The 22,737-nt window shown below is 63.0% G+C and carries 26 protein-coding genes and 2 tRNA genes; 16 read left to right on the top strand and 12 right to left on the bottom strand.

Annotation, left to right across the window (positions count from 1 at the left end; genetic code table 11):
* Positions 1-105: 105 nt before the first annotated feature.
* The 3 genes from J6497_RS21525 to J6497_RS21515 all read right to left on the bottom strand — a co-directional run bounded on the left by J6497_RS21525 (position 106) and on the right by J6497_RS21515 (position 2,432).
* Entirely contained in the window at positions 106-660 is a 555-nt protein-coding gene (locus J6497_RS21525) for an SDR family NAD(P)-dependent oxidoreductase (protein WP_225706282.1), read from the bottom strand.
* On the bottom strand, positions 657-1,088 hold the full coding sequence (locus J6497_RS21520) for an aldehyde dehydrogenase family protein (protein WP_225706281.1): 432 nt from the start codon (positions 1,086-1,088) through the stop codon (positions 657-659). The genes J6497_RS21525 and J6497_RS21520 overlap by 4 nt, the downstream gene beginning before the upstream one ends.
* Before the next feature lie 123 nt (positions 1,089-1,211).
* A complete protein-coding gene (locus J6497_RS21515) occupies positions 1,212-2,432 on the bottom strand; it encodes an ABC transporter substrate-binding protein (RefSeq protein ID WP_225706280.1) in 1,221 nt (406 codons plus the stop codon).
* Between the two features lie 284 nt (positions 2,433-2,716).
* On the opposite strand from J6497_RS21515, the gene J6497_RS21510 reads away from it, so the two are divergent.
* On the top strand, positions 2,717-3,460 hold the full coding sequence (locus tag J6497_RS21510) for an IclR family transcriptional regulator (protein ID WP_225706279.1): 744 nt from the start codon (positions 2,717-2,719) through the stop codon (positions 3,458-3,460).
* 289 nt (positions 3,461-3,749) lie between these two features.
* The gene (locus J6497_RS21505; RefSeq protein WP_225706278.1) at positions 3,750-4,796 is read left to right on the top strand and encodes an LLM class flavin-dependent oxidoreductase; all 1,047 of its coding nucleotides are present in this window, start codon (positions 3,750-3,752) and stop codon (positions 4,794-4,796) included.
* Positions 4,797-5,059: 263 nt separating this feature from the next.
* Here J6497_RS21505 and J6497_RS21500 read toward each other — a convergent pair.
* Positions 5,060-5,145 (bottom strand) — tRNA-Tyr (locus J6497_RS21500).
* A gap of 204 nt (positions 5,146-5,349) precedes the next feature.
* Here J6497_RS21500 and rlmB point away from each other — a divergent pair.
* The gene (rlmB, locus tag J6497_RS21495; RefSeq protein WP_225706277.1) at positions 5,350-6,174 is read left to right on the top strand and encodes a 23S rRNA (guanosine(2251)-2'-O)-methyltransferase RlmB; all 825 of its coding nucleotides are present in this window, start codon (positions 5,350-5,352) and stop codon (positions 6,172-6,174) included.
* 71 nt (positions 6,175-6,245) lie between these two features.
* Here rlmB and J6497_RS21490 read toward each other — a convergent pair whose 3' ends face one another.
* The 3 genes from J6497_RS21490 to J6497_RS21480 all read right to left on the bottom strand — a co-directional run bounded on the left by J6497_RS21490 (position 6,246) and on the right by J6497_RS21480 (position 8,039).
* On the bottom strand, positions 6,246-6,677 hold the full coding sequence (locus tag J6497_RS21490; RefSeq protein ID WP_225706276.1) for a hypothetical protein: 432 nt from the start codon (positions 6,675-6,677) through the stop codon (positions 6,246-6,248).
* Between the two features lie 32 nt (positions 6,678-6,709).
* A complete protein-coding gene (locus tag J6497_RS21485; protein WP_225706275.1) occupies positions 6,710-7,183 on the bottom strand; it encodes a hypothetical protein in 474 nt (157 codons plus the stop codon).
* 160 nt (positions 7,184-7,343) lie between these two features.
* Positions 7,344-8,039 (bottom strand): HoxN/HupN/NixA family nickel/cobalt transporter, encoded by a 696-nt coding sequence (locus tag J6497_RS21480; RefSeq protein WP_225706274.1) that lies wholly within the window; start codon positions 8,037-8,039, stop codon positions 7,344-7,346.
* A 218-nt stretch (positions 8,040-8,257) separates the two neighbouring features.
* Here J6497_RS21480 and J6497_RS21475 point away from each other — a divergent pair, with 218 nt between their 5' ends.
* The 7 genes from J6497_RS21475 (at position 8,258) to J6497_RS21450 (ending at position 11,123) form a co-directional block, all read left to right on the top strand.
* Complete coding sequence (locus tag J6497_RS21475) at positions 8,258-8,713, top strand: hypothetical protein (RefSeq protein ID WP_225706273.1); 456 nt, start codon at positions 8,258-8,260, stop codon at positions 8,711-8,713.
* Positions 8,714-8,833: 120 nt separating this feature from the next.
* A tRNA-Thr gene (locus J6497_RS21470) sits at positions 8,834-8,908 on the top strand.
* A gap of 102 nt (positions 8,909-9,010) precedes the next feature.
* On the top strand, positions 9,011-9,163 hold the full coding sequence (locus tag J6497_RS21465) for a hypothetical protein (protein ID WP_225706272.1): 153 nt from the start codon (positions 9,011-9,013) through the stop codon (positions 9,161-9,163).
* 91 nt (positions 9,164-9,254) lie between these two features.
* Positions 9,255-9,383, top strand: coding sequence for a hypothetical protein (locus tag J6497_RS41270; RefSeq protein WP_283844700.1), 129 nt, complete (start codon positions 9,255-9,257; stop codon positions 9,381-9,383).
* Between the two features lie 92 nt (positions 9,384-9,475).
* Positions 9,476-9,649, top strand: a complete 174-nt coding sequence (locus J6497_RS21460) for a hypothetical protein (protein ID WP_225706271.1) — start codon at positions 9,476-9,478, stop codon at positions 9,647-9,649.
* Between the two features lie 422 nt (positions 9,650-10,071).
* The gene (locus tag J6497_RS21455; RefSeq protein ID WP_225706270.1) at positions 10,072-10,494 is read left to right on the top strand and encodes a hypothetical protein; all 423 of its coding nucleotides are present in this window, start codon (positions 10,072-10,074) and stop codon (positions 10,492-10,494) included.
* 323 nt (positions 10,495-10,817) lie between these two features.
* Positions 10,818-11,123, top strand: a complete 306-nt coding sequence (locus J6497_RS21450) for a hypothetical protein (RefSeq protein ID WP_225706269.1) — start codon at positions 10,818-10,820, stop codon at positions 11,121-11,123.
* Here the strand turns inward: J6497_RS21450 and J6497_RS21445 are convergent.
* The 4 genes from J6497_RS21445 to J6497_RS21430 form a co-directional block, all read right to left on the bottom strand.
* The gene (locus J6497_RS21445; protein ID WP_225706268.1) at positions 11,100-11,339 is read right to left on the bottom strand and encodes a hypothetical protein; all 240 of its coding nucleotides are present in this window, start codon (positions 11,337-11,339) and stop codon (positions 11,100-11,102) included. The genes J6497_RS21450 and J6497_RS21445 overlap by 24 nt on opposite strands.
* A 133-nt stretch (positions 11,340-11,472) precedes the next feature.
* Positions 11,473-12,186, bottom strand: a complete 714-nt coding sequence (locus J6497_RS21440) for an outer membrane protein (protein WP_225706267.1) — start codon at positions 12,184-12,186, stop codon at positions 11,473-11,475.
* 265 nt (positions 12,187-12,451) lie between these two features.
* Positions 12,452-12,877 (bottom strand): hypothetical protein, encoded by a 426-nt coding sequence (locus J6497_RS21435; protein WP_225706266.1) that lies wholly within the window; start codon positions 12,875-12,877, stop codon positions 12,452-12,454.
* Between the two features lie 216 nt (positions 12,878-13,093).
* Positions 13,094-13,369, bottom strand: coding sequence for a His-rich protein BRANT (locus tag J6497_RS21430; protein ID WP_225706265.1), 276 nt, complete (start codon positions 13,367-13,369; stop codon positions 13,094-13,096).
* A gap of 280 nt (positions 13,370-13,649) precedes the next feature.
* On the opposite strand from J6497_RS21430, the gene J6497_RS21425 reads away from it, so the two are divergent.
* Entirely contained in the window at positions 13,650-14,189 is a 540-nt protein-coding gene (locus J6497_RS21425; RefSeq protein ID WP_225706264.1) for a tetratricopeptide repeat protein, read from the top strand.
* Positions 14,190-15,222: 1,033 nt separating this feature from the next.
* Here the strand turns inward: J6497_RS21425 and J6497_RS21420 are convergent.
* A complete protein-coding gene (locus J6497_RS21420) occupies positions 15,223-16,812 on the bottom strand; it encodes a S10 family peptidase (protein WP_225706263.1) in 1,590 nt (529 codons plus the stop codon).
* A 296-nt stretch (positions 16,813-17,108) separates the two neighbouring features.
* On the opposite strand from J6497_RS21420, the gene J6497_RS21415 reads away from it, so the two are divergent.
* The 5 genes from J6497_RS21415 to J6497_RS21395 all read left to right on the top strand — a co-directional run bounded on the left by J6497_RS21415 (position 17,109) and on the right by J6497_RS21395 (position 22,371).
* Positions 17,109-17,777 carry a hypothetical protein gene (locus J6497_RS21415; RefSeq protein ID WP_225706262.1) on the top strand — a complete coding sequence of 223 codons (669 nt, stop codon included), beginning with the start codon at positions 17,109-17,111 and terminating at the stop codon, positions 17,775-17,777.
* Between the two features lie 186 nt (positions 17,778-17,963).
* Positions 17,964-20,168, top strand: coding sequence for an adenylate/guanylate cyclase domain-containing protein (locus J6497_RS21410; RefSeq protein ID WP_225706261.1), 2,205 nt, complete (start codon positions 17,964-17,966; stop codon positions 20,166-20,168).
* A 183-nt stretch (positions 20,169-20,351) separates the two neighbouring features.
* Positions 20,352-21,131 carry an NAD kinase gene (locus J6497_RS21405; protein ID WP_225706260.1) on the top strand — a complete coding sequence of 260 codons (780 nt, stop codon included), beginning with the start codon at positions 20,352-20,354 and terminating at the stop codon, positions 21,129-21,131.
* A gap of 93 nt (positions 21,132-21,224) precedes the next feature.
* Entirely contained in the window at positions 21,225-21,770 is a 546-nt protein-coding gene (locus J6497_RS21400) for a response regulator (protein WP_130228218.1), read from the top strand.
* Positions 21,771-21,789: 19 nt separating this feature from the next.
* A complete protein-coding gene (locus J6497_RS21395; RefSeq protein WP_225706259.1) occupies positions 21,790-22,371 on the top strand; it encodes an Hpt domain-containing protein in 582 nt (193 codons plus the stop codon).
* The last annotated feature ends 366 nt before the right edge of the window (positions 22,372-22,737 follow it).

Here is a 22,737-nt window from a genome sequence, read left to right as displayed (position 1 = left end):
AAGGTTATAACGCGAGAATGGCCAGATCGAGCCCGTCCACGCGGGCTTAATTCGGCGGATGGCGCAATCGGCAAGACCATCCGCCCTTGTCCTGATCGTCAGAACTCAGCGGGCCGTGAATCCGCCATCGATCGGAAGAGCAACGCCGGTCACGAATGAAGCTTCATCCGATGCCAGCCAAAGAGCCGCATGCGCGACTTCCTCCGCTTTGCAGAGCCGTCCCATCGGGACAGATGCGAGCAGGCGCGCCTGATTGGCGGCGGCCTCGGCAGGATCACCCGAACGCCCCGTGAATCCAGTCTTCATCGGCGTATCCGCCAGCCCGGGGCAAACGACGTTGACGCGCACATTGTCCGCGGCAAAGCGTTGCGCCAGCGACTTCGTCAACCCGACCACCGCGAATTTCGCAGCCGAATAGACCGGACTGAACATCGAACCGACCAGGCCCGAGACGGACGCCGTGAAGATCAGCGATCCACCGCCCCGCTTGCGCATGTGCCCAATCACTTCACCTGCCGCCAATGTGGCGGACGTCACATTGAGCGCCATCGCGGCTTCGTAGGCCGCAAGATCAAGGTTCTCCACGCCGGCCGGGCCGGGAATTCCGGCATGAGCCCACATCACGTCGATGCCGCCGAGCAACGCCGCCGCATCGTTCACCGACCGCCGCAGTGCACGCTGTCGTCGAATGGAATGGTGCGGCCGGAATGCTTGTCTGCCAGTGACGCCCACCAGTGATAGCCATACGTATGGCCGCCAATATCGGCACGGGACTCCCGCAGCGCGCGGCCGGAATCCCTTGTCTCCAAGACGGCAAGATCAGCGGCGCGCTGCGCATAGAGGTCGGCGAACTTGCGCAGCAGTGCAGCGCGCTCATGCCCGGGCATGCGCCCCCACGGACCGTTCAGCGCTTCCCGCGCGGCCGCGACGGCACGGTCAATGTCACCAGGGCCGCCAAACGCAACGCGAGCCCAAGGGCGTCCCGTGGACGGGTCGATGCTTTCGAGAAAACCACCGTCTTCAGGCGCCACCCACGAGCCGCCGATATAAAGATGATCGTAGCGGGTGAGACGATCGGATTTCAGCACGGGATTGGTCCTCCACAGGTCAACGCGAAAAGTCAAAAGGTTCTTGCGATGCGCCTCGCTGAGAGGAGAGGCACGGCCTTGCTTTGAATTTTCGGCTCGCTCGCGTTCGATCGAGCCAGAGACTCACTTCACAAGGGGGCAACCGCCGTCCTTGAGCGGACGGAATGCCGCTTCGGCCGGGATGGTCGAAATGATCCTGTAGTAGTCGTAGGTCTTCTTCGATTCGCCGGGCATCTTGACCTGAACCAGCATCATGTCGTGAAGAACGCGACCGTCCTCACGCAGCGAAGTCTTTCCGAACAGAGGATCGTCGAACGTGCCGATCTCGTGCATCGCCTTGACGACGGCGGCGCCATCACGCGGCGATCCCACTTTTGCGACGGCGGTCAGATAGGCCAGTGTCGCGGAATACGCTCCGGCCTGGTTCATCGACGGATAGCGCCCGTTGTTCCGGGCGGCGAAGCGCTCACCAAAGCTCCGCGTCTTGTCGTTCAGGTCCCAATAGAACGCGGTCGTCAGTTGGAGGCCCTGTGCCGTCTTCAAGCCAAGCGAGTGAATGTCCGAGATGAACAGCAGCATGCCTGCGAGCTTCTGTCCGCCCTGGATGATGCCGAATTCAGACGCCTGCTTGATGGCCTTGATCGTATCGCCGCCGGCATTGGCAAGCGCAATGATCTCCGCACGCGATGCCTGCGCCTGAAGGAGGAAGGACGCGAAGTCATTCGAATCGGTCGGGTGCTTGACGCTGCCAACGACCTTGCCGCCGTTCGCGTTGACGACAGCAGTCGCATCGCGCTCCAGCGAATGGCCAAGAGCAAAGTCGGCGGTGACGAAGAACCAGGTCTTCCCGCCAGCCTTGGTGATGGCATCGGCGGTGCCGTGCGACAACGCCCAGGTGTCGTAGGTCCAGTGTACCGAGTTCGGCGTGCAGGCCTTGCCCGTCAGATCCGACGTGCCCGATGCGGTGAACAGCGCGACCTTGTTCAACTCCTGAACGAGAGGTGCGATGGCCAGCGAGATCGCGCTCGTCGGCAGATCCACGACCGCATCGACATTTTCCGTGTCGAACCACTTGCGAGCGATGCCCCGCGCCACGTCTGGCTTGTTCAGCGCGTCAGCGGTGACAACCTCGATCTTCAACTTGTCCGATCCCGGCAGCTTCTTGAAATCCTCGACCGCCATCCTGGTCGCTTCGGCGGCGCCCATGCCCCCGATGTCCGAGAAAATGCCGGACATGTCGGCGAGCACACCGAGCTTGACGCTGGTCTGAGCCAAAGCCGCCGACGCGGTCATCAAGCAAACCGACGCCACCGCCGATGAGAGCAAGTTCCTGAATGCAGCCATGAAAGGTCCTCCCCCGTGGGCTTTCGCTGACGGTGGCAGCCCCAGCCTTCAGCAAAATTCTTGATTGTGAATTTATAAGGCGCGTATATGAATTTCGGATCAAGACGCTTCGATCCGGCTTTTGGAGCCGAGTCTCCGGAAGCGGCGACTCAAGTTCTGGCCCAGGAGCTTGCGGCTGCGCGGATGATGCTATGACCGTGGCAGTGGCCGATCGGCGGTCAAAGTAAGCGAGAGTTGTTGTTCGACATGACGGGCAACCCTCGCGGGAAGATTGCGGGGTTCGTATGTTGGTGAGGCAGGCAGCCAACGTTCTGGAATTGCTGGAGTACTTTGCTCGCCGCAAACGACCGGCGACGCTGGCTGAAATCTCCGACGATCTGGGCTGGCCGCGCTCCAGCACCTTCAATCTTGTCGGCACCATCGTCGAAAAGGGATGGCTCTACGAGACGCGGGCGCGAAGCGGTTACTATCCGAGCCCCCGCTGGCTAACGCTGGCGCGGGCCGTTGCGGACGCTGCCCCGCTTCCGGAGGCCGCTTATGCACTCGTGGCAGAAATTGCCAACGAAACCGGAGAGACGACGGCGATCGCAGGCTTGGCGGGCACCTCCGCAATCTTCCTGCATGTGGAAGAATCAGGTCACTCGGTCCGCTACTTCGCTCAAGTCGGCGACCGGGTGCCGGTGTATGCGAGTTCGGTAGGAAGAGCCATCCTGGCGCAGCATTCCCCCGACGAGCGTCGGGCCATCTATCGCAAGATCAAATTCGAGAAGTTCTCCGACACCACTCCCATGAGCGCCGAGGCAGTGGAGGCTGAACTCGAGGCCGCGGCCAAGCGCGGGTATCACCAGAGTTCGTCGGAGTACATTCCCGATCTGGCAGGTGTCGCGCTGTCTCTTCCGCTCAGTTCACGGCAGCTCTCGATCGTCGTTGCCGGACCGACCTCTCGATGCTTGGAGCGAAGACCAATGACGGCGGCAACGATGCAGCGAGCCTTGCTCCGCTTTGCGTCCGATCTGGAATCCAGTTGAGTTAAGGTCAGAATTCGAGCTCGGTGAGCGCTGCTCCGGCTCGCCTCACCAATCCTGTGACGTGGATGCGCTTTCAGTTGGAATTGCTTTGCGTACAGGTCAGATCCTACGTCTCCTTAATTTGAGAACGCGAATGAGACGGTTCAATCAATAGTGACGAGAGTGCCCAAGGAATGCACGAACAGGAGGACTATATCTCTCGAGAGAGATTTAGTTAGACGCGGCTATCGACCATTGGACAGCGCTTGCGCGCGCGGGGTTCTGCTGCGGCCGGCACAGGAGACCCTCAGTGGCAAACGACTTTCCTTCCAGGCTGACGGTCAGTGTCTTTGATCACTTGGACGATGATGGCCGTGATGTCGCCCAGCAATATGCAGATCGCCTGACGTTGACGGAGGCGTACGATCGCCTCGGCTTCTATGCGTACCATATCGCGGAACATCACTGCACGCCGCATGGGCGAGGTCCGTCACCGAACCTATTCTTATCGAGCGTTGCTCAGCGTACAAGGCGCCTTCGCCTCGGCCCGCTGGTGATGTTGCTTAACCTCTACCACCCGTTACGAGCGATCGAAGAGATCTGCATGCTTGACCATTTGAGCGGCGGCAGGCTCGAACTGGGTATAGGGCGCGGCTCTCTTCCCGCCGAATTAGGCTACTTTGGGGTTGGTGCGGACACAGCGCAGGAACGGTATGTGGAGGCAAGTGAGATCATCTTCGCGGCCATGAGAGGCGGCACACTGTCTCATCAAGGGCGCTATTTCGAGCTGAACGATGTTCCGTTGACCCTGCTTCCGAAGCAGCGCCCTCATCCGCCGATGTGGATTGCCACCAACCGGCCCGAGTCGGCCGCCTGGGCGGCTGCAAACGACGCCAATATCGCGTGCGTGGGACCAGCCTCCTCGGTGCGCGGAGTTACTGATGCGTTCCGTTTACATCGAGCCCAGACCAGTAACGCGGACGATCGAAGCCCATTCCTCGGAATCGTGCGCATGGTGGTGATCGCAGAATCTCACGACTATGCCGTCTCGCTCGCCGCGTCTGCCTATGAACGATGGCTAACGAGCTTCAAGTATCTTTACGATCTCAATGGTCTTGCTCTTCCGCCAATTCTTCCGTTGACGTTCGACGCCGCAGTCGAAAGCGAATTGTGTGTGGTCGGCACGGCGGCCTCGGTCCGAAACGACCTTCTCAATCAGGTAGCAACGGCAGGCGCCAACTATCTCCTGTGCCAAGTTGCGTTTGGGAATCTGCCATTAGATGCTTCGCTCTACACGGCGACGGCAATTCAGTCCGCAATCATGGGAGATCTTCCAAGGGAGATTGTTGCGGCATAATCGCGAAGAGGCGCACGTTCCTCGTCGGCAATTGCAACAGCAAGGATCGCTGGCCGGATTCGTCCGATACTTTGCCCTGGAAGGCTACTCCGAACGTCGCGAAAGCGGCCATGGATAGTGTCTGCGGAGCCAGGAACGTTACCTGCAAGGAAATCAAAACGGCCGCATGGATGCGATGCGACCCTTTCATAACCGGTCGCATGGCACGGATCACCCAACTATCAGGATCCGAGATTGATCTGATCTGTCGGTCTGTTGCTTGATGGTGGGGGAGGCAGGACTCGAACCTGCGAAGCCATGAGGCGGCTGATTTACAGTCAGCTCCCTTTGCCACTCGGGACACTCCCCCGTCCCAACAGCGTCGGACGCCACCCGCCCGAGGTGGCGGCGGACAGCTCAATCGGTGACGCTGGCGACCGCGCGACCCGTCGGGGTGCGCGGCCGGCGCGTTTATGGGCGAAGGGCGGTGGCAAAGTCAACCAATGGAAGCGCTGATCGGCATCCTTTTGCGCCCAAATTGCCATCGTCAGGAACCCGTGACACAACGCTCGTGATGAGCAACCGTGACCGCAAGCCCCCGTTCCGCCGCGGCGGGGCTAAACCATTCGAAAAAGGGCGAAAATCGGCTGGGAGGCCGGTTTGGCGCAGCCGTGATTCGGACGCGGACGGCCCGGTGATTCTCTACGGCTGGCATACGGTTTCAGCGGCCCTCGCCAACCCGGAGCGCCGGATCCGCAAGCTAATCGTGACCGAGAATGCGGCCCGACGGCTCACTGAGGAAGGGATCGATACCCGGGTGACGCCGGAGGTCGTCCGCCCGAACGTGATCGACCAGCGGCTGGGGCCGGATGCGGTGCATCAGGGACTGCTGGCGGAGGCCGATCCCCTGCCCTCGCCGGACATCGACACGCTCGAGCCCGAGGGCATCGTGCTGGTGCTCGACCAGATCACCGATCCGCACAATGTCGGCGCCATCCTGCGCTCGGCCGCGGCCTTCGCCGTGAAGGCGATCGTCACCACCGCCCGCCATAGCCCCGAAGCGACCGGCGTGCTCGCGAAATCGGCCTCCGGCGCGCTGGAGCTGGTTCCGCTGGTCACCGTGCAGAATCTCTCGCGCGCGCTGATCGCGCTGAATGAGCGCGGCTTTCTGACTGTCGGCCTCGACAGCCAGGGCAGCGAGGATCTCGGCCGGGCCGCACTACGGCAGCCGCTCGCGCTCGTGCTCGGCGCCGAGGGCAAGGGACTAAGGCAATTGACGCGGGAGACCTGCAGCGTGGTAGCGCGGCTCGACATGCCCGGCGAGATCAAGAGTCTCAACGTCTCGAACGCCGCCGTGCTCGCGCTCTATATCGGCGCAAGCCGGCTCGGCCTGATGTAGAACTCAAGGCAAGTGAAAGCGCCGCTCGCATGACGCGAACGGGCGCCGATCTCAAAGACGCATCTGTCAGGTCAGTAGTAGCGGCGCAGCACGCGCTGGCCACGGTAATATTGCGGCCCATAGCGATAGTGCGAACGGTGCGAATGATAGTAGCGCGGACGCCACGGACGATAATAGGAGACCCTGCCCTCGCGATAGGTCGGGACCGGCGCCCAATTGCCCGGACCGGTATAGGTCGGCCCCTGATTGACGTAATAGTACTGCTGCTCCGGATCCGGGAGCCGCTCGGTAACCCAGCCGTAGCCAGGGCCACAGCCGCCGCAGCCGGAACTGTAGTTGTAGCTCGAAACCGGTGCAGAATAGACCGGCGCAGCGTAGACCGGCGCCGCGCAGGGGCTGGCATAATAGCCGCACGGCGAGCACGAGCCGTACCCGCACGCCATTGCGGGTGCCGCGGCCATGACCGCGACCGCCGCGATCATTCCTGAAATCATCTGACGCATTACTCTCTCCTGTTGGTGTGTTCTTGTTGGCGTTAGCGTGGGATTCTGTGCGGCCCACGATGATCGCGTTGGAATTCGTTGTACTGCGGCGCATAGATGACGTCCGGCGGATTGACCGGCGGGCCTGATTGCGCCGGCAGCGGCATCGACTGCGCGGACCAGGATTGGTGATAGCTCTCGGCCGGCTGTGGCAGACGCCGGTTCGACGGCGGCTCGATCTCCAATCGCCCATAGCTCGGCATGTGGCCGAGGCTCGGATAATAATGGCCGACATTCGGCTCGGGATCGATGTAGCGGCCGCCATAGATGGTCGGCTGCACGTGAACGTTCTTGCCGAGGCCCCACTCGCCTTCGATCACGGCATAGGAGACGTCGATGCCGTTGATGATGATCGGCACGCCCGGGCGAGAGGGAACGACGATGTCGAATCCGCCTCCGGAGCCGCCGCCGGCAAAGGCCGTCGACGTCATCACCAAGAGGATCGCCGCTGTAATGCCAACGCGCATTGGTTGCTGTCCTGTCTGTTTCAGCAACCTAATCGAATGCGCGCGGCCAAAGGTTAAGGCGGCGCACCAAACTGCCGGTAAGCCTAACGTGTGAGCCTGCCGGCTCGCTCAATTGCGAACGATCGTCATCAGGATTTGTTAACGCCGCATATGCGGCGGCTTATGACAGCAGCGTCTCGACGATGGTGTTGACGCCGATCGCGAGAGTCGCAAGCCCGACCGCGCCCTGCAGGCCGCGATTGGCCCAGGTGAGCCAGCGCGCGGATGCCGCGATCGGCACCGCAATCACCGTGGACAGTGCGCCCATGCCCACCATCGAGCCGACCCCGAACAGCGCGACATAGCCCAGCCCGACGATCGGGTTAGCGGCCTGCGATACCGTAAGGACCAGCAGCGCCGCAGAGCCGGCCATGCCGTGCATCAGGCCAACCAATAGCGTGCGCCAACGAAAGCCGTGCGCGTGGACATGCGCGGCGGGGCGGTGCGGCGTCGTCTCGCCAGCATGGCTGTGGGCGTGAAAATGCACAGTACCGTCGCTGTGGCCATGGCGATGGAAATGGACGCGGTCGCGCCACAGACGCCACAGCACATGGGTGCCAAGCCCGATCAGCATGATGCCGATGGCCGCCTCGATCGGCTGGGCCACGGTCTCGGGGATCGCGTGTCCGAGCAGGATCGCCGCGCCCGCGAAGCAGAACAATGTCAGCGTATGGCCGAGTCCCCAGGTCAGCCCATGCCTGACGATGTCGCCGACATGGGCGCGGCGCGCAGCGATGCTGGAAACGGCGGCGATGTGGTCGGGCTCGAGCGCGTGCTGCATGCCCAGCAGAAAACCAAGTCCCAAAATCCCAAACATGCGCCCCGTCCGCTCGATGCCCCCATTTGACACGAAGTCGCGGCCATTGTCAGGCCTGCTCCTTCAACAAAGGATGGCGCCTCAACGTTCGCGGGTACCGCACCTCCAGTGCGCTTGATGCGATCACCTGGGTTTGAAATCGCGTGAATTGGTTCGTTGGAACAGCCCGGCCGGGGGGCCGCTTGATGTCGGTTGCGATCTCAAGGAGAGGAGCTCACATGAGACAACTCGCTATCGCCGGCGCCGCCGCGCTGCTCGCCTCCGCCCTGGCCGCTCCCGCCGGGGCGCAACAGGTGATCTACAATCCCGGCTATTGTGCGCAGTTCTATCCGAACGCCAATTGCCAGAACAAGGGACCGGGAAATCCCTATACCGGCAGCTATCAGCAGCGTCGCGCCGCCGCCTATCAGTACAACAGCGGCTGGAACAACAGCTACGCTCGCTGGGACGACCGCCGCGGCCGGCTTGGGCCGGGGCCGGGTGACGTCGCGGCCGGAGTTGTCGGTGGAGCCGTCGGCACCGCGGCCGCGGTCGCAACAGCGCCATTTGCGGCCTTCGATAACGGTTACCGGGGCGGTTACTACGGACAAACTTACGCGCAGCGTAATGGCTTCGTCTGCACGCCCGGCACCTGGTTCCGCGGCGAAGATGGCCGCCGACACATCTGCCAGTAACGCAACGACGAGTTGGGAAAAAGGCAGCCGATCGGCCGCCTTTTTCTTGCACGATCTCGCTCGGCTCCCCTCAGCTTCTGGCCCTGGGCCCACAAGTCTGATATGCGAGCGGCAAAAATCGCCGGCTTAGCTCAGCGGTAGAGCAGCGGTTTTGTAAACCGAAGGTCGGGGGTTCAATCCCCTCAGCCGGCACCATCCGCACATCAAAGCGCCGTGTTTCGCGCCAAGATCATTTCAGATCACTTCCGTTATCGGAAGCAGACGGCGTGCGTATTTCAGCCGAACAGGATTTTAGGAATGACTTATTTCATCTACGCTCGCGACGGCACCGGGCAGATCATCCTGAAGCGCGAGAGCGAGGATGTGGCGCTGAAGAAGGCGCACGAACTCAAGGAGATGGGTTGGTTCGACGTTGAGATTCGACAAGACAGGGAGCCCACTGCGGCCTGATGAACCTTTGCGCACCGTGCCGGACATACGTTCGAGGTGCAACATGTCCGACACACAACATTACCGGTTTCAATCCGAGCAAGCAAAGCGGTTGGCCTACCAGGTCATTGATTCAGAGGTTCGCGAAAAGCTGCTCGAAATGGCCGATGAATATCGCCGCTACGCTGATCTGATCGATGCGAAGGCAGCCGAACGGCTGGCCGAGACCACCGCAGGCTGAATTGGCCAGCCGGCGGCAAGCCGGACAGAGGAACCAACCCTGCGCATCCTCCCGTTTTTCTCCACATGAGAATCCGGGAAGAAAACCGCAACATGGTCCTGCTCGTCGTCACGCTCGTCAGCGCTGCGGTTGCGGGTGGCGTCTCGTTGCTGGCGCCGACGTCCGCACCGGTCGCCGACAGAAGGCCGATCTATCCTCCCGATCAGACATCCGTCCGCGTGGTCGGCAATCCCTTCGTCCCGAATACCATTCCTCGCGAGCGCTAGGCGCTGGTCACGAATGCTGCAGCGAGCCACCAAGCCTTGATGCGTGATGCAGCGACGAGACCTGTCCGCTTTGGCGGTCTCGCCGTGGACCGGCATTCTGACGAGGGGCGATACTGGCACCTTCTCGATCGCCGATTTCTCTGCGCGGCGCGTTCGCTCATCTTTCCAGCCCTCGTCGTCGTGCTTACGGCGACCGTTGGCGTTCAACTCGACGTTTCTCATCTGAGCGATCAGCAGGGAATTGCCGTCGTTTCCGCTGCGCCCGCAAGCGCGGCGCTGTCGCCCTGTTATGGTAAACGGGCTCTTTCACTTGACGCGGTGTTACTCTTTTGTCACCTCAGCGGAAATTGGGACTGCCGTAACGTGGGATGCTTGATTCCGGAGACAACCTTTGCTGGAGTCGATTACGGCCGAGGTGTGCCATGAAGTGGATGAAAGAACGCGATCTTCTGATCGCCCAGACAATGGCGTTCGTGCAATCGGTGACGGGCAAGAAGCCCGACGCCGCGTCGCTGTCGCCCGCCACTGATGCCGCCCGCGCGACCGTGACGACAACCGTGGTTAACGTCGAAGCCGTGCTGGCCGAACCGGCGCCAGTCGCCGTCCGGCCAAGGCCGCCCCAGACGACATCTCCTGAAGCAAAGCTGTCCCAGGCAAAGCCGCTTCAAGTGGCCGGTCTCGACCTCCCCGCCGATTTCCAGTCCGAGATCCGGGCTCGGGTCGCAAGCTTCCGCGCGCACCAGGAGCGATTCACGCGGGAGCGCGAGGAATATTGCCGGGCAACCATGGCCAAGGTTCGCGCTACGCTGAGCGAGGGCACCGAGCCGCCTCGCTCCGCCGAATAGAACCCCGACTGCCACACGGTGGCGTCAGAGCCAGGCCCATACCAGCAGCATATTGGCGGCAGAGGCGACCAACAGCGCCACGGTAAGGGCGACATGCACGCGTTCGCGGGATGTGTGCAGGACCGTTGTCATGGCCCGAACCATCGGGCGATTCTAGCGCGGGAGTCTCGGGGATTCTTTTTTGCGGGATTCACCACTTGTTAGAGACTCAAGGCGGGGTGGCGACCGCCCCTCACCCGGGCGTGAACCAAGCCGCGGTCTGCAATGCTGAAACCTTAGGGGCGAGGTTGGCGTTGACTGCCTTTGTGGAGCGAAGAGTAAGGATGCCCTACGCGCTGTTTTCCAATGATGCCAAGCTGAGCAAGGCCTATCCGACCGAGGCGGATGTCTGGAAGGTCGCCAGGAAGAGCGGCTTGGTCGTCGACGTGGCGACGGACGACGAAAAGGCTGCACCTAGGCCGGTCCTGGACAATAACTACGAGATCAGGCCCTGCCAGGCGGAGCCGAACGAGGACCCCGCCAAGAACAAGGCCGATGCCGAACGCGAAGCGCGGATCGAACCGCAGCTCTCACCGCCCGAGGAGCCGCCCCAGCCTCAGGAAGCCTTACGGCGTCGCGCTCACCAGTGAGGCCTGTTCGGAGGCCAGCGTCACGCACACCTTGCGCCGGTGCAGTCCCCTGATGGCGCCGGTGACCTTGAGCACCTTGCCAACCCCGCAAGACGGATCCTGAACAAAGGCGACCTCGTAGGGCGCGAGAATCAGCGGCTCCGATTTCAGCACGGCCTGGGCAAAGCATGGCGATACCGCCGCAGAGAAAATCAACCCTAACGCAAAAGCACGCATGTTCGTGTGTCCACCTGGCCCGGCGGCCGGCATAATATACCATCGAGCGTGAAAGTTCCGTGCACCGCAAAAATTATTTTGCGCGGTGTCGGTCGCAAAGGGGCCGGCGGCAAGCCGGCCCTCGCATCCGCGATCAGTATTTGGTGCCGACCGGCCCACCCCAGCCGAAGCGGTAATTCACGCCGACCTTGACCGTGTGCTCGTCGTCCCGGAAGCGGGAGCCGACGATCTCGGCCGGACCCGAGGTGAAGGTCGTGTGGCCGAAATTGTAATACTGGTACTCGGCCTTGGCCGACCAGTTCGGCGCGAACATGTATTCGAGACCCGCGCCAACAGTGTAGCCGTCCCTACGGTTGCCGTCGGTCGTGAACGGCTGCTGCACGCCGGCGAAGGAAACGCCGATATTGCTGTTGTCGCGCCAGGCGTAACCGCCCTTGGCGTAGAGCAGCGCCGGGCCCCAGGTGTAGCCGAGCCGGCCGGTCACCGAACCGAGCTGGTCGGTATTGCCCGTCACCACCGTCCCACCGGGGAACACGACGCCGTTGTTGCTGTTGCCCGGCAGCCAGGAGTACTGCGCTTCGGCGCCCACCACCCAGTTCGGAGCGAATTGATAGTCGAAACCGCCCTGCACACCGCCCAGGAAGCGCGCGTCGCTGCCGAGCAGATTGGTGCCGTCAGTGAAGCCGCCGCCGACATGGCCGCCGACATAGAAACCGGTCCAATTGTAAACCAACGCAGGCGCCGTTTGGGGCGGTGCCTTGGTATAGGGACGTGCCGACATGTCAGCCGCAAAAGCCGGGCCTGCGAATGCGGCCAGGGCAACTGCGCCGAGCAAAGTCTTCTTCATGTTAGTTCCCCGTTTACTCACGTCGCGACATCAATCCAAACAACGTGACTTCAATTAGGTTGCTTTGGGGCACCGCCAGAGCATCACGTGTCCGTAACTATGACAGCGCCGCAACGTCACCCGTTGGTTCCATTGCATGGAAGAATTTTCTCTCCGGTTAACCGGAGCCAGCCACCAGAACGGATGTCGGATCTGACTAAGCCGAGGTTCAACCGTCGCCGAAAAGTGATCCGATCCGGGTAACCCTCCCGCCACCGAACCGCCGCTACCGCGACATCTTCTCCAATTCAGGAAATGGCGCGTAGGTCGCGCCGGCGCAAGGCTCGCCGGCATTTTCAATGATGCGGTCGAGCCGGCCATCGACATACACGATCGCACGCTCGCGCGCCGGCCGGTAGCCGCCGTCCGAGTCGCGGGCGCTGAAGCGCAGGCAGGTGATGTAGCGCAGCCGCCCGCCAACCGTCCGCTGCACCGGCTCGGCCATGGCCGCCTCCTGCACGCCGGTGGGGTTGTTGAGATAGGTGTGCATGAAGGCCACGGTCTCGGCGCGGTAATTCTTCGGATACGGCTGGTCGGAGACGCCGCGGTCGTCGGTGAAGCTGATCGGCTTGCTGTCGTCGCTGCTCGACGCGCAGGCCGCGAGTGCGACCGGCAACAGCAGGATCGCCGTAAATCTTGCCTTGGTCCCCAAGTTCCCTTCGCCCCAAAGTCGAATAGTTCGGTGTGTCCCATCGGTTTCTTAGACCGGCCCGCGGTGAAAGGGAATTCGGATCTCGGCCTCGACCAATGCACCATCCCACGGCCATTGGGGATGCAATGGCCGTGGGTGGGCCTGATATCCGCCGGCGCGGTGGGGCAATGTGGATCAAAGAACCGCGGCGGACGGACCAGTCGTGAAGATCGGGCTTCAACCGCGCTTGGCGGGTCGCACGAAGTGCTTGACCGCGACTTTCGGTGCGACATGCGTCTTGATCACACCGACGTGCTTGCGGTTGCGGTGGTGGCTGATGTAGCGATGGTGCTTGTGCTGGCGCACCATCCTGGCATTGGCATTCAACGCCTTCGACTTCGCCAGCTCGGACTTGATCACCGGCGCGTGCGCCGTCTTGCCATAGGTACCGGCCAATGCGGGCGCCGCCATCACGGAAACCGCAAGCAGCGCCGCGGAAATCGCCTTGAGCATGGTTGTCTCCTCTTCGAGGGATCGCTGAGACCTCCGGTCGGATGGCCGGGCTCGCCGATCAGTAGAGGTGACCTTACGTGGGCGCGGCTGAACCCATCCTGAAACGCGCGGACGGCTTTCGTTCATCTCCATGACATCCTGGTCATGTTCGCCAATGCTTCGCGTCTGCGAGGCGTGAGTTTCAAAACGGCGTGCTGAAGCGGGAATGTTTCCGAGCACCGGGTGTTCAAGGAAACAGGCCGCGGTATAGGATTGCCGGGCCGGCTATCAGGAGAGAGGCATGCAGAATTTCGCGATCAGGCTGTTGATGCTCGCCATGCTGTCGCTAACGCTTGCGGCAGCGCCCGTCGTTACCGCGGTCTACGCCAACCCGGATAGCGATCCGCCCCCGCCGCCGCCCAAAGGCAAGAAGAAGAAGTCGGAGATCCGCCCGAGCGTCGAACAGGCCGCGTTCGAGAATGGCTATCGCGCCGCCTATGCCACGATCTACGACCGCCACGACTATGCGAATGCGATCGAACAGCTAAAGGCGCTGCACCACGACGACACCGCCGCCGTTGCCAACCTGATCGGCTATTCCTATCGCAAGCTCGGCGACTACAAGCTGTCGCAGGTCTGGTACGAGCGCGCGCTGAAAGCCGATCCGAACCACGTCAAGACCTGGCAGTATTACGGTCTGTGGCAGGTCGAACAGGGCAACCGCGACCAGGCGCAGTATCATCTCAACCGCATCGCCCAGCTCGCCGGCACCAACAGCGAGGAGTACCGCTCGCTCTCCGCGGCGCTGGAGAAGCCGCCCGGCACCGGGCTCGTGTATTGAGGCGGACGCTGCCGTGTAGGGTGGGCAAAGGTGCACTTGGCGCCGTGCCCACCATTTTCTCTGATTCTACAGGATGATCCGTAGGATGGGTAGAGCGCAGCGAAACCCATCGCAACGAGGCGAGCGGCGCGAATGATGGTTTCGCTGCGCTCTACCCATGCTACGACTGTCGTCCCCACGAAAGCAAGGGACCCAACCACAGGCGGTTGTTGTGGCGCGAGCAAGCGGTTGCAGCGGAGCACACGACAAGAGTGCTGATTCAATTTTCAAACAGCTCTCCGCTGTCATCGTCCGGCTCGACCGGACGATCCAGTATTCTAGAGACGGCTGTGCTTGAGCCGAAAGGCTGCCGGATACTGGATGCCCGCCTGCGCGGGCATGACGTTGGAGTGTGAGGAAAGGATGTGAGTCCGCATTCTCGCGGCATGTGCTGCCCGAGCTTTGCGTCACTTTCCACCCTCTTCGATCGCAGAGGGCGCAGGGAAAGCCGGGTGCCGGTCGCACCCGTGGGCCCCGTGCAACAAAAAGCACTGGGGTAGGACTACAGGTCAACCGGGCCTGCGCCTTACGGCCGCATCCCTGAATGAGGGAAAAGGCGGCGATCTCGTCGCGCCGAGGAAGGACGATGGGTGGCGAACCCGCGTCGCCAAAAATAAACGCCACCGAAGCGCAATGGAAAATGCTTGGTGGCGTTGGTAGTCACTGGGCCCTGAAATCCCCAGCACTGAATTAGTCAGTGCAGACGTCGTCAGGTTCAATCACGGCTCTGGAAAACGTGAGCTTCGCATCATCGAAATGATGCGCATCATGCGACAGAATCGCTGTCGGGTCGCGCAAGATCGGCAACTTCAAGTAAGCCGCGAAATATCGTCACTTCCTTTGCGTGACAAGAAACACGACCCTCATCCCGAGGAGCCGCGCGGCGTCACGAGGGATGGGCCACGGGCGAGATCGGGGCCTCATAGTTCGAGATGGCGCTTCGCGCCTCCTCACCATGAGGGTCCACGCCGTTGGACTGCTGGCAGGCTCTCGCCTACTTCATCACCGCTTCGACCTCGCCTCTGAATGCCTGGCGCGAGGTGTCGCGGGAGTAGAACATGTGGCCGCCGGGATAGACGACGAGCTTGACGCGGTCCGGGCTCGCAAAGGCCGGCAGTTGGTCGAGCGCCATTGCCGAGCCGAAGTACGGCGTAGCAAGGTCGAACAGGCCGTGGCCGATCAGGAGTTTCAGCTTCGGATCGAGCGCGAGAATCTGCCGGAGCTGCGAGACCGACTCGGCCGGATTTGGCCCGCGGCCGAAATCCCAGGAGCCTGCGACCCGGCCGTTGAGCAGATGATAGGATCCGTCCGGCTGCCAGTTCAGCCTGCCTCTGGTGAGGTCGACCACCGCACTCGTCAGCGGCGCAATCAGCGGATCGCCGGAAGGATCGCCGAAGCGGGATACGCTCGAATCCGGATTGGGATCGAAGCCTGCGACGGATGCGTCGTAGCGCCCGGTCACCTTGCCGTTCCGACGATCGAATTCCCTGCGGAATTCGGAGACACCAAAACGCCCCGCGAGCCTGCGGCTCACCGCTGGATCGATGTCGGTCAGGGCCGCGACCTTGTTGGCGAGCCGTGTCGTGGCCTCGCCGTCGGCCTGACCCTTGACAAGGTCGGCCAGGAAATCGCCGCGCGCATATTGTTCGACATCGGCAAGATCGCTGCGCGTCACCGGACTCTTTCTCTGCCGCGCTACCGCCGCCATGGTCGGAAGGCTCGCGACATATTGTAGCAAACTCGTGCCCTGGAATTCGCGGAAATCGAGCAGCGGCGACAGCAGGATCAATCCCTTGACGCCGACGCCCTGCTCGGTCTGCAGGTTATGCACGATCTTCGGCCCGCGGATGCCGCCATAGCTTTCGCCCACGACATATTTCGGCGACAGCAGCCGCCCGTGCTTCTCGAGCCAGCGGCGAACCACCAGCGAGATCGCATTGACATCGCCGTCGACCGAGAAGAAGCGCTTGCGCACGTCGTCGCCGGTCGCGACAAAACGGCTATAGCCGGTGCCGACTGGATCGATGAAGACAAGGTCGGTGAAGTCGAGCCAGGTCTCCGCATTCGGCAGCAGCTCGGGCGATGCCGACGACACCGCTCCCTCGCCCGCCAGCGAAATCCGCCACGGTCCGGTGCTGCCGAGCTGCAGCCAGGCCGACGATGCACCCGGCCCGCCGTTGAACAGGAAGGTGACCGGGCGGTTCGTCCGATCGGTGCCGTCGAGCTGGTAGGAGGTATAGGCGATATCGGCCTGCGGCTCGCCCTTCTGATCGAACAGGCGGATCGAGCCCGCGGTGGCCGTGAATTCCAAGGTACGTCCCGGCAGCGCCAAGGTCTGTTTGGTCGTGGAGTCGGGCGGCAGGCGGTGCTGCTCGGACGCCGAGGGCGGATTGCCTGCCGGAGTGCGGTCTGCGCCGCCCTTCCGGCCAGCCGGCATCTCTGTTGTCGGTGAAGCCGACGGTGATGACGGCTTGGGGTTATCGCTCGCATCCTGCGCCCACGCGCCGCTCACGACCGCAAATGCGAGCAGCGCGACCATCACACGCGTGCGCGCGCTGCGCTCCGTTCTGACCCGGCTTGCCATGTCTCGTCTCCTCAAGTCCCGCAATCAGACTGTCGCGGGGTTCTACCCACAAACCGCGACAGGCCGGCGTCGTACACAACAGGAGGAATGGTGTGGAAATCACAATCGCGCCAGCCGTTTGCACCGCGATGAATGCGACAGGCCTGCGACAATAGGCGCCAATCAGGTTGTCCGCGAGGACGGTTGAGTGATATCCGTCACCTCCACAAGGTTGCCAGCCCAACTATTCGATCCCGCGAAACCAAAAACCGTGCCGCCGCGACTAACGAAATTCTACCGTTCGAGGGGTTCCCGAAATGAAACGAGCGATTGCCATTTGTGTCGGCCTGTTGGCGCTGGTTTCGCCGGCCGCGGCCGGGTCGCCGGTGGCCGTCGTCGAGGACGTGCAAGGCAAGGTCACCGGCGCCGAGTTCATGGACTATGTGGTCCCGAAGACCGTGATCAAGATCGGCGACGGCGGCTCGATCGTGCTGAGCTATATGACATCCTGCCGGCGCGAAACCATCACCGGGATCGGCACCGTGATCGTCGGCACCGAGGAGAGCGTCGTGCACCTTGCCGACGTCAAGGGCGAGAAGATCAGTTGCGATTCCAATCAGACGCATGCCACGACGCAGGCGACCAGCGCCGTTGCCGCCACCGTGTTGCGCAGCGTCGATGCCAGCAAGACCGCGTTGCCGGAGCCGCAGCTCACCCTCTACGGCGCTTCACCGTTCGTGGAGGCGAAAGGACGCGGCAGGCTGATCGTGCGGCGTCTCGATGTGCCCGGTGAGCGTCAGCAGGTTGATCTCGGCGGCACCCAGCTCAAGGGCAGGTTCTTCGACTTCGCCCGGGAGAACGGCGCGTTGGTCCCCGGCGGGCTCTACGCCGCCACGTTCAAGTCGTCGCAGATCGTGTTCCGCGTCGACGCGCAAGCCAAACCCGGCGCCACACCAATCGTCGGCCGCCTGCTGCGGATGAATTAGAGCTTGACGTCATTTGGTTGAAGCGGTCCCGCCACGAACTCAGTTCACCTCTCCCGCTTGCGAGGGAGGTCGGCGCGTAGCGCCGGGTGCGGGCTCTCTCCCCACGCTCGGACAGCGTGAATCGCGGAGACACCCCCGCCCCGCCTTCCCCCGCAAGCGGGAGAGGGAGCACAGCATCCATTGCGGATGCAATTCGTCCCGATCTTCCAGCCTGGGCCCACGACCTTGAGCATCGGGCGCACCGCGCGCGAGGTGATGACGGTCGCCGCGATCGCGCTCGTCTGCGCCGCCATCTCGCTCTCGCCCGCGCTCGAGCCGATCCGCGGCCTGTCGCTCGACATCCTGACCGCGCTGCGCTGGAAGATGTTCGCGAGTGCGCCAGATCCTGCCGCCTCGCCTGCGGTCGTCGTCGCGATCGACGAGGAAAGCTATCGCGCGGCGCCGTTCAAGGGATCGCCCACGCTGACCTGGACCGGCGAGATCGGGCGCGTACTCGGCGCTATCATCGATGGCGGTGCCAGGGTCGTCGGCTTCGACCTGGTGATCCCGACCTCGATCGAGCTGTCGCAGATTCCGTTCGGCGAGGGCGTGCTGGGCGAAAAGGTCCGGGGCTTCGATCGCGACTTCCTGCGTGCGCTTGCCTCCGCATCCACATCCGGCAAGGTCGTGCTCGGTGAGATCCTGCGCGGCGACCAGCCGATCCTTCCCTCCCCCGGCCAGCGCGTCGCCGTGCGCCAGCAGCAGAACATCCGTCCGCTCAACGTTCATGCCGATAGTGACGACACGGTGCGGCGGATACCACTGACCTTTATCGTCGGCGACGCAAAGATTTCCGGCATGGCGCTCGAACTGGCATCGCGGGCGCAGGGCGCCACACCCGACATCGACGCCAGCGGAAACATGACGCTGGCCGGCTACCGGATTCCGAGCCCGGTGACGAACACGATGACGCTGAATTTTGCCGGCGGTTCGGACGACATCCCGACCTTCTCCTTCGCCGACCTGCGCGCCTGCGCAGCCAAGGGAGAGAAGGATTATTTCCGGCGCTGGTTTGACGGCAAGGTCGTCCTGATCGGCACCGTGCTCGACATCGAAGACCGCCAGGCGACATCCAAACGATTTGCCACCGCAGGCAACGGCAGGCGCCCTCTCCCGCGCTGCGCACCCGACGTCAGTCCGCCGGCCGCCCCGAGCATCGCGCGCAGCACCATCGCGGGCGTCTATATCCACGCGACCGCCGTCAACAATCTGATCACCCGCAACGCGGCAATCGAGCTCGGCCGGCTGCCGACGTTCCTGATCGCATTTTTGTTCGCCGCGCTGGCTGCGACGGCGGCACGCCTATTCAGGCCGCTCGCCGCCGTCCTTTCCTTCGCAGCCGTCAGCGCGCTCGGGCTCGCCAGCGCGACCTTTGCCTTCACTCACGCGCTGGCGCTGCCGCTGGTCGAGCCGTTCACGGCAGGCATGGCTGCGCTTGCCGCGATGGTCGGCCTTCGCTTCGCCGTCACCGACCGCGACCGCCGGCTCCTGCAGAAGAGCTTCGCGCTCTACCTCGCCCCGCACGTCATCAACCGCATGCTGTCGTCGAAGAAGCTGCCGGAGCTCGGCGGCGAGACGCGCGAGGTCACGGTGTTCTTCTCTGACATCGCGGGATTTTCCGCGATCGCCGAAAACATGCCGCCGGACCGGCTGATGTCGCTGATGAACGAATATCTTTCCGACATGACCGATGTCATCGAGGCCAAGGGCGGCTACGTCGACAAATATATCGGCGATTCCATCGTGGCGGTGTTCGGCGCGCCGGCCGACGATCCTGATCATGCCGCAAACGCGACGCGCGCGGCGCTCGACTGTTGCACGCGCCTTGCCGAACTCAACGCCACCTCGCCAGTCTTCCGCGAGCATCCCTTGACGCAGCGCATCGGCATCAATTCCGGCGAGGCGCTGGTCGGCAATTTCGGATCGCGGCGGCGCTTCAATTACTCCGTGATGAGCGACGCAGTGAACCTCGCCTCACGGCTCGAAGGCGCCAACAAGTTCTACGGTACGACCATCATCGCCTCGGATGCGACGGTGGCGCTGGCGGGCAGCGGTTTTGCCTGGCGCGAGCTCGACGAAGTCCGCGTCAAGGGACGCAACCAGGCGTTGAAGATCTATGAGCTCGTGGCGCGGTCGGACGAGCTGTCGGAGGCGCAGCAGGGGCTGATCAAGGCCTATGGTGACGGACTCGCGCATTGGCGCGCCGGCAAATTCCACCTCGCCACCGAGGCTTTCAGCCGCTCGGCTGCAACCGACAAGCCGGCCGCCCTGTTTCAGGAGCGCGCCGAGCAGATGGCTGCGCAGCCGCTGGATACAGGCTGGGAGCCGATCCGCACCCTGCAGGAGAAGTGATGGTCGCAGGGCCGGGCCGACCTTGATCACTACGGAATTGTGTCGCGGCGACCGCGTCGGACCGCCGCCCAACCCCTTTTGTGACCCCGAAATGCCGGTCTTCTGATCTCGACAAGCGCGGCCAAGCTGTATAGACGGGCGCGGCGCGGAACCGCGCGCAACCAGGGCCGAGCTTGTCGTGCAATGACCATTCCCGAGCGTTATGAGAAGATCGCCTTCGTCGCGAGCGGCGGCGCCGAGGCGCAGGCTGCGCTGGCGCAACTGGCCGGGCTCTACGGCAATTGCAGTGCGGCAGACGCCGACGTCGTGGTCGCGCTCGGCGGCGACGGCCTGATGCTGCAGACGCTGCACGCCAACATGCGAACGGGGAAGCCGATCTACGGCATGCATCGCGGCACCGTCGGCTTCCTGATGAACGAATACTCGACCCACAATCTGCGCGAACGGCTGGCCGAGGCGCGGGAATCCCTGATCAGCCCGCTGCTGATGCGCGCCACCGACATCCATGGCGCGGTGCACCTGCATCACGCGATCAACGAAGTCGCGCTGTTCCGCCAGACCTACCAGGCCGCGCGCCTGCGCATCCTGATCGACGAGCACGAGCGGATGTCGGAATTGATCGCCGACGGCATCCTGGTCGCGACGCCTGCCGGCTCGACCGCTTATAACCTCTCGGTGCAGGGACCGATCATCCCGATCAACGCCGCCCTGCTCGCGCTGACTCCGATCAGCGCCTTCCGCCCGCGGCGCTGGCGCGGCGCGCTGTTGCCGAATTCGGCGTTCGTCGTGATCGAGGTGCTCGAGGGTGAAAAGCGCCCGGTGGCGGCGGTCGCCGACCATGACGAAGTGCGCGACGTCAGCCGTGTCGAGGTGCTGACCGACAAGACCATCTCGATGCGGATGCTGTTTGACCCCGGCCACAGTCTGGAAGAGCGCATCCTGCGCGAGCAGTTCGGGTACTAAAGCTGGTCGGCCCGGCCCCGCGCCACGAAACCTTTCCTTAACCGGCATGGCGATATGGTTAACGGTGGGCAATGCCGTTGGGGCCGGCGGGACATGTATCGCATCGATTTCAACAAGCTGCGGTTTCTGATCTGCGACGACAATCCGCACATGCGCCGCATCCTGCGGACGCTTCTGCACTCGTTCGGCGCGCGCGAAGTCTACGAGGCGGAAGACGGCGCCACTGCGCTTGAAATGTACACCCACTACGTCCCCGATATCGTCATCACCGACTGGTCGATGCCGATCTTCGACGGGCTTGAGCTCGCGCAAATGATCCGGCAGCCGGAATCCAACGCCAATCCTTATGCGCCGATCATCATGCTGACCGCGCATTCGGAGAAGCGCCGCGTCACAGTGGCGCGCGATGCCGGCGTCACAGAATTCCTGGCCAAGCCGATCTCGGCCAAGGGACTTTACCAGCGCATCCTCAACGTCGTCGCCAATCCCCGCCCCTTCATCAAGACCAAGACCTATTTCGGCCCGGACCGCCGCCGCAACACCAGCAACACCTATATCGGGCCCGAGCGCCGCGTCGGCGGCGAGATGGAAGTGATGCAACAGCCGTCGCTGCTCGATAAGGCACGTTCCGCTATCTAGGCGGCACCAGGAGGTCGTCATGGCGAAAGAGAAACCGGGCTCGGTGGAGATCAAGACCTTCGCCACGCACCATGTGATTACGCAGCCGAACCCGCTGCGCAACGTACTGCGCCGCATCCCTCCCGACATCGACCACGACGATCCGGTCGCGCGCGCCGAGCAGGCGCTTGCAGATCTCTCCGGCGAATTCAAGCAATGGATGACGATCGAGGCCGACCGGCTCTCGGCCGCGCATGCGATGGTGCTGCGCCGCGGCTTCTCCCACGAGACGCGCGAAGAGCTGTTCCGCGCTGCCCATGACATCAAGGGCGACGCCGCGACCTTCGGATTCCCCTCCGCCGGCGCCGCCGCCGAAAGCCTGTGCCGCATCATCGAGCATGCCCCCGATCTCAACCAGGTGCCGCCGGAGCTGATCGCCCACCACATCAACGCGATCCAGGCGATCGTGCGCGAGCGCACCAAGCTCGACACCGCGGTGATGGCAGGCGCGCTCAGCCGGCAGCTCCGCGGCATCGCGGATGAATTCCTGCTCAAGGTCAACCGCGACCGTCCCGAGCATCTCGAAGCCATCCTCGCGCCGAGCATCGCACCGGCGGAGTAACGCCGCCGTAGGGTGGGCAAAGCGAAGCGTGCCCACCATTCACGGTCGGTGCAAGAGAAGGTGGGCACGCTTCGCTTTGCCCACCCTCATATGGGGATTTGTGAGTCAAGGCCTTTCGATTGGCTTGAGTGAGGTTGGCACGGTGCGAGGGCGGCGCGCGGAGCCATGCGTAGCGCAGCGCGCCGACCGTGTTCCGGGCGAGGATTGGCTTCCGAAGATTTCTGCAGCTCACTGCATCACCTCATATCCGGTCGGACTGGTGTGGTCCGGACCCACATTCCGCATGCTTGCGGCGAGGAAGCCCTGAGGATGAGACCCATCTACAAAACGGCTGTTTGTTCGGCCCATGGGTGGCACGGTCATCAT

The organism is Bradyrhizobium cenepequi, assembly GCF_020329485.1.
Lineage (GTDB): Bacteria > Pseudomonadota > Alphaproteobacteria > Rhizobiales > Xanthobacteraceae > Bradyrhizobium > Bradyrhizobium cenepequi.
Note: the sequence above shows the minus strand (reverse complement) of the source record. Positions and strands in the feature narration are given on the sequence as shown.